We start from the raw sequence: 5273 nt of genomic DNA on the forward strand, positions 1-5273 counted from the left end.
TCAAAAAACACGCCCTCTTCGTCGTTAAATTCCACCTCGTCCACGTAGGCAAAGCGCGTCTTAAAGCCCGCATCCTCCGCGGTCTGCTGCAAAAGCTTCGTCGTCTTTTCGTCCTCGACGTTGCCCGCGACGCTGCTAAATAGAATTTTCCACCCTTCGTAAAATTTAGAAAAGTCCTCGAGCTCGCCGTCAAGCACCACGAGCCGCTTGAAATTATCGCGCAGCGCGTCGTAGAGGTCGTTGAACTGGCTCGCCTCGTCCATGCCGTTTTCTTTCAGCATCGCCCACTGGATGATCGCAGTCTCAAACACCGCCGTAGGCGTGTCAGCGTTAAATTCTATCAGCTTGATCGGCTTGCCGTCCAGCCCGCCCGCGAAATCGAAGCGCCCGTATAGGTGCCAGTGCACCTCGTTTTCCCAGCTTTGCTTGATTAGATCTACGAGGTTGAAGGGGATGCCGAGCTCGTGGAAGAGGTTGTTGTCGATGACATGCTGCGCGGCCGCGACAAACATCTCGTATAGCTCGTTTGCGGCCTCATAATACGCATCCGCCTCCGCGGCGCTCACGCGTACGATCTCGTCGCTGACGTAAGGCGTCTCGTCTGCGTCCGTGTGCCAGTAAAAGCCGAGCTTTTCGAGATATTCGTTGCTTAACGGCGTTATCTTTTTTAGTTGCATAGATTTTCCTTTTTATGTAAATTTTAAAATTCCGCCCGCAGCGTAAAACAAACATAGCGCTAGTCGCTGCCGGCGTATCTTGCGAGCGCAGCAAAGCAGAATAAAACGCGAGCTATGGCTCGCACCTCTAAGCGCACCAGTTAATCAGAGCTCGGCGGGCGAGCGGTGCATTGCTCCGCCGCAGAGCGGCACCTCTTTTGCAAGAAATACACCCTTGCAAATAGCCCTTCCTCGGCTTTCTCAAAAACTGTGGCACGACTTGATCATGCGCCGCTGCTACCTGGATTTCGCTCGGGTAAAATTTACTCACTTTAGCACCGCTAGGCGATATAAAATTTGCCGCAAGAAGCACTGCGATACGAAATTCCGATTGCGGATGCGGTAATTAAAACTCCCGTCGTAGCACGGCCTCGCTCGCCTTAACGTCGCGTCGCAATATAAAATTTTACCGCACGACGCTGCCTTTCATATCAAAATTTCGCCCCGCGGCAACGCCTCAGTAAAAAATGCGATCCGATGCGCTCGGCAGCGGGCGCGAATTCCGCCTCGTCATAACATCGTCGCGGCAATAATTACAAACTGCTATGCGCATAGCGGCGCGGAATTTTATCTTGACAACCTCGCCGCGTAAGGATTGCGAACCGCTACGTGCGCCGTAAAATTTCTCTAGAGGCAACGCAGCCGTAGGACATTGCCCCCGAGCGATACGGAATTTTGCCGTATCAAATTTTACCAAAGACGTGCAGCACGTAGCGCGCTTTCGTTTTAGCTAAAATTCTGCTGCGACGGAATTTTGCTCGCTTTCAAGCGTCGTGCATTAAAATTTAAACTCGCCGCGCAGAGCCGCCGTATGTTTCAAAGCGCGCTTAGCCGCCGAAAAATCCACCGCTCTTGCCGCTCTTGCTTCCGCCGAAAAAACCGCTTCTGCCGCTTCGCGCCTTATCGTTTTGCTGCTTTGCTTGATTGAAGCTATCGACGCTTCTAGAATATGCGCTCGGGCTTTTATAGGCGGTTTGGCGCTGGCTTTGGTAGGCTGAGTTGTTAAACAGCTTGCCGCCGATCCACGAGCCGATGATGGCGCCTGCAGCGCTTGCCAAGATCGCTTCACCCAGGCTCATGCCGCCGCTGCTAAGCTGCGCGTTTTGGTTGGTTAAATTTGAAGTGCCGGCGTCGATTTTGGCGTTTTCTTCGGCTAGAAGGGCTTTGGTTTCCTCATCGCTTAAAATTCTCTCCGTGCCGTCGAGCGATTTTAAGATGATCTGGGTCTTTTCGCTCGGAAATTCTTCTAAAATTTTATATTTTCCCGGCGCGATCTCTTCGAGCCGCACGAGCGCGCCCTCTTGCAAGCGGACGTTTTGCTCCTGCCCCCTATCGTCGCAGCCTGCTAGCGAGCCCGCCATAACGAGCCCGAAGCCGCTTACCAGCGCATAGCTAGCGATTTTGCGTAGTTTCATTTTTTTCCTTTCAATGATTTTATATCTAAGCTTTGATTTATCAAAAGCTCGTTTCCCTCGACGCGGATAAACTCGCTCTTGCCGATGTTTTCGATGATTAGGCTTTGCGCTTTGAGGCGCTTTTTGCGTTTGAGCGATTTTACGAATTTTGCAAGGCTCGTCCATTCGCTACGATCGAAGGTTTTTTCTTTGATTTCGACATCGTAGGGTTTGGCCTCGCGGCTTTTGCTCGAAAGCAACGGTTTGTCGAAAAATGATAAAAAATACCTAAGCTTCTCGTCGCGCTCTTTATACATCAGCTTGATTTCATCTTTCGAGGCGATTAAAATTTCCTCTTTTTCTTTGTGAAGTCTGTCCTTATCGCTTTGCAGCGCTTCGATTTTGACCTTTAGTTCGGAGATTTCTTTGATGAGATAGTCGATGAAGCTTTGAGTGCCAGCTGTGCCGCCAGTGCGCGGGCTTTTCGCAGAGCTTTGCGAAGTGGGCTCGCTTTGTTGCATTTCATCATCTAAAAGCACGTAGCGTACGCCGCCGCTTTCCTCGGCGCGCAAGGAATTTCTGCGGATGCGGTTGTAGACGGCTTCTTTTGAAATTCCTAAAATTTCGGCTGCTTCGCCGATCGAGACTTTTTTCATACAAAGATGCCTTTTAGCGTTTTAGGTAATTATTGCTAAATTTGCCTAAAATAGGCATTAAACGCTTCGTTTACGAAGATAGATTCCGCCTTGCCGCAGCTGGCGCGCGATAAATTCCGCTCGCTTGCGCTTGCACGATATAAAATTTCGCTTCGCTTGCAAAGCCGCGTAAATTATTTTTTGCTAAGCTTTTAGAATTTTAGCCTAATAATGTTGCTTAATTAAGTATATTTTTTATACACTTACAAAAAATTTTAGTATTTCAAAGGAGGCGAAATGCCCGAATCGCCTAAATATAAAAAATCCGAAATTCGCTGTAAGCTCATTTTAGACGCGGCGCTGGAGCTGTTTTTAGCCAAAGGTTACGAGGCTACGAGCTTAAGCGATATTATCGAGCTTAGCGGTGGCTCGCTATCGTCGGTTTATAAGTATTTTGATAACAAAGAAAGCCTATTTTTGCGCATCATCGAACTGCAAAGCAAAAAGCTCGATGAGCGCATGAACGAGCGCATGCGAATCAACAAAGACCTAAAATTGCGTGAGTATCTGCAGGAGTTTGCAGGGATTTATCTGGAGTTTCTTTTCGCTCCGGAGGCGATAAAATTCTACCGACTGATACTTTTCAGCGGCTTTAACGGTGCGCTTAGCGAGAGCCCAAAAATCTTTTTAAAAAGCGGCGTGCTAGGTTCGCCGAATGCGCTGGATGAGTATTTGGCGGCGCATGCGGACGAGTTTGCGCCCGGACGCACGGCAAAAAGCCTGGCGCTATATTTTTGCTTTTTGCTTAGAGAGCCGCATTTTAGCAGGCTGCTATTTTTCGACGAAAAGCTAAATTTCAAAGCGATCGAGCTAATCAAGGACCGCATCGATATGTTTTTGCTCGGCGTAAAAAAGCGTTAGTGGCGGAATTTTACAGCGCAAATTCCGCGTGCTTCGCGCCTTTAAATTTTATGAGCAGTTTGGGGCTTAGAATTTGATTCTATCCGTTACCAAGCGCTATAAAATGCCACGTATCCCGCGCTTAAAATTTTAATTCTATTGATGCAAAATTTTTGAAACGATTAGAGCTGAAATTTTTATTTTCTGTATTAAATTCTGTGCCGAAGTTAGAATTTTGCCGTTAAATTTCGCGCCTCTTGCCTGCGCCTTTAAATTTGCGCCACTCAGATTTTAAATTTAATAAAACCTCTTATAATCCCGCGAAATTTCAGATCAAAAGGATTAAAAATGGATTATGATATCATCGTAATAGGCTTTGGCAAAGCAGGCAAAACCCTTGCCGCAAAATCCGCCGCGCTGGGCAAAAAGGTCGCTCTCATCGAGCGCTCGCCGCAGATGTACGGCGGCACCTGCATCAACGTAGGCTGCATCCCGACCAAGCGACTAGTTACCGCGAGCAAGGAAGCGGGCTTCGTAAATTTCAGCGTGCTCGGAGAGTATTTCGTGCTGAGCATGCAGAAAAAGGACGAACTCGTAGAGGCGCTGAGGGCGAAAAATTTAGCCATGCTAAAGAGTAACCCGAATATCGATGTAATCGACGGCGAAGGCTCATTTACGAGCGCGAATTCTGTGCGCGTGTTAAGTCCTGACGGACAAACGCGTGAAATTTCAGCAGAAACGATCGTCGTAAATACGGGCTCGAGGGAGGTCGAGCCTAGCTTTGAGGTAAGCTCGCAGATCGCTTATAGTAGCGAAGAAATTTTAAATTTAAAGATCCTGCCGAAGCATCTAGTAATCATCGGCGGCGGATTTATCGGGCTTGAGTTTGCTTCGATGTTTGCGGGATTCGGCTCGAAAGTAAGCGTGCTGATGCGCTCGAAATTTATGAAAAACGAGGATGAGGACGTGGCCGCCAGCGTCAAATCCGCTCTAGAGGCTCAAGGCGTGCAGATTATCGAGGGCTGCGAGTTTTTGAGTTTAAACGACAGTGAGCTAAAATTTAACCTCGCGGGCGAGAGCAAGGCGATCGCGGCGGATGCGTTTTTATATGCCCTCGGTCGTCGCGCGAATACGAACGATCTAAATTTAGCCGCTGCGGGGGTGCAGACGGACGCGCACGGCAATATCATCACGAATGAGCATCTGCAAAGCTCGGCTGCCGGCATCTACGCGGCAGGCGACGTGCGCGGCGGCGAGATGTTTACCTACACGAGCCTAGATGATTTTAGGATCATTTTTAGCGCGCTTTTCGGAGACGGCGCGCGCACTACGAAAAACCGCGCACCGCATGCAAGCGTGCTGTTTACCCGCACGCCGCTAGCTCGCATCGGCCTTAGCGAGCGGCAGGCAAGAGAGAGCGGGCGCGAGATCAAGGTGCTGAAGCTTTCGATGGCGGCGGTGCCGGGCGCCAAGGTCGTAGCACACGACGAGGGAATGATGAAAGCGGTCGTGGACGCAGCTAGCGGAGAAATTTTAGGCGCGGCGCTTCACTGCGTAAACGCGCACGAGATCGTTAATGAGCTGGCGATCGCCATGGCGCTGGGCGCGAAGGCAGACTTTTTCAAAAA

At 49.5% G+C, this 5273-nt stretch carries 5 protein-coding genes; 2 read left to right on the forward strand and 3 right to left on the reverse strand.

Annotation, left to right across the window (positions count from 1 at the left end; genetic code table 11):
- From Q0257_RS06800 to Q0257_RS06810, 3 genes are all read right to left on the reverse strand, one after another.
- Positions 1 to 677 (reverse strand): glutathionylspermidine synthase family protein (locus Q0257_RS06800; RefSeq protein WP_298023214.1); only part of this gene is annotated, 677 nt, incomplete at its 3' end.
- 866 nt (positions 678 to 1543) lie between these two features.
- The gene (locus Q0257_RS06805; RefSeq protein ID WP_298023216.1) at positions 1544 to 2131 is read right to left on the reverse strand and encodes a UPF0323 family lipoprotein; all 588 of its coding nucleotides are present in this window, start codon (positions 2129 to 2131) and stop codon (positions 1544 to 1546) included.
- Positions 2128 to 2766, reverse strand: coding sequence for a helix-turn-helix domain-containing protein (locus tag Q0257_RS06810; RefSeq protein ID WP_298023218.1), 639 nt, complete (start codon positions 2764 to 2766; stop codon positions 2128 to 2130). Before Q0257_RS06810 ends, Q0257_RS06805 begins: the two co-directional genes overlap by 4 nt.
- Before the next feature lie 276 nt (positions 2767 to 3042).
- Between Q0257_RS06810 and Q0257_RS06815 the strand changes: the two genes are divergently transcribed.
- On the forward strand, positions 3043 to 3666 hold the full coding sequence (locus Q0257_RS06815) for a TetR/AcrR family transcriptional regulator (protein ID WP_298023220.1): 624 nt from the start codon (positions 3043 to 3045) through the stop codon (positions 3664 to 3666).
- 327 nt (positions 3667 to 3993) lie between these two features.
- On the forward strand, positions 3994 to 5273 hold a 1280-nt coding region (locus Q0257_RS06820; RefSeq protein ID WP_298023222.1), incomplete at its 3' end, for an FAD-dependent oxidoreductase.

This window comes from uncultured Campylobacter sp., assembly GCF_938018035.1.
Lineage (GTDB): Bacteria > Campylobacterota > Campylobacteria > Campylobacterales > Campylobacteraceae > Campylobacter_B.

Bases quoted from the DNA above. Each gene is read 5' to 3' on its own strand.
- Q0257_RS06805 (WP_298023216.1), bottom strand. From the start codon at position 2,131: ATGAAACTACGCAAAATCGCTAGCTATGCGCTGGTAAGCGGCTTCGGG.
- Q0257_RS06810 (WP_298023218.1), bottom strand. From the start codon at position 2,766: ATGAAAAAAGTCTCGATCGGCGAAGCAGCCGAAATTTTAGGAATTTCA.
- Q0257_RS06815 (WP_298023220.1), top strand. From the start codon at position 3,043: ATGCCCGAATCGCCTAAATATAAAAAATCCGAAATTCGCTGTAAGCTC.